Origin of the sequence: Streptomyces narbonensis, from assembly GCF_014649015.1 — a bacterium.
Classification (GTDB): domain Bacteria; phylum Actinomycetota; class Actinomycetes; order Streptomycetales; family Streptomycetaceae; genus Streptomyces; species Streptomyces narbonensis.
Map to the genome: position 1 here is coordinate 1 of NZ_BMSF01000100.1, position 836 is coordinate 836.

General features: G+C 44.4%; 1 protein-coding gene. It reads right to left on the minus strand.

Translation table 11 applies throughout. The features are described 5' to 3' along the window. Positions 1–755: hypothetical protein (locus IE124_RS36290; RefSeq protein ID WP_189513940.1), on the minus strand; the 755-nt coding region annotated here is incomplete at its 3' end. Between the last annotated feature and the right edge of the window lie 81 nt (positions 756–836).

Sequence of the window (836 nt, forward strand, 5' to 3'; positions counted from 1 at the left end):
CTGCTACCTACGCAGTGCCGTCCTAGGGCAATCAACCCCTGACGCATCTCCCGAAAATTCAGCTTCTGAGGTGCATTCTTCGGAAGTTCCCTCATGTACTGCCGAAAAGTTGCGTATTCAACCAGACAGCCCTTCGCGGTATTCAGAAACATGTAGGAATACAAAACTATCCTCGAAATGTCTCGATTTGTTACTTGATCTGGATCCTCAAATCCCACCACATCCATCCAAGGATCATGATTAAAAGCGTCATAACTGTTACCAAGCGCACATATTTGCATTTGCCTTAGCACAGTGACAAAATAAAACACGTAATCTGAGGTGAGTCCGTCAAGCGTCTTTAGTCGAGGCTCCGATGAACCGTTCTTGTTGTAATCAGTGTACAGTTGGATGCGTCTTGTTGTATCATCGACGTATACGTTGCGCTGAGGACCGGCAAAAGCGAGTAGCTGAAGCTCTGGATAACGGTAAGGGTATCCTACGGCAAAATGGATCATCCACATAAGTGGCACCGTAAGCTCGTCAATTGCAACAGTGACTTTATTTTTAAGAGCCGCGGTCATTTTGTTAGTATCTCTTCTCAACTTGGGCAGCACAATTTCACGATATTTAACAGGTATCATTTGAAGAAAAGAATCGTTTTCCAGATACTCGTCAATTCCTCGCTTCGGTTCTCTGAACAAAACTTCTCGATTACGCAAAATGAGGCTGGCATATGGAAGCAGTTGTTCAACTCTCCCCAAAGTTTTCCACATACTGATATACCATCAGAAGAAGGTACCAAAGTTATTCTATAAGAGTCCTTCAGCGTGGTTTCCTGCGCTACTTCGTGGTAC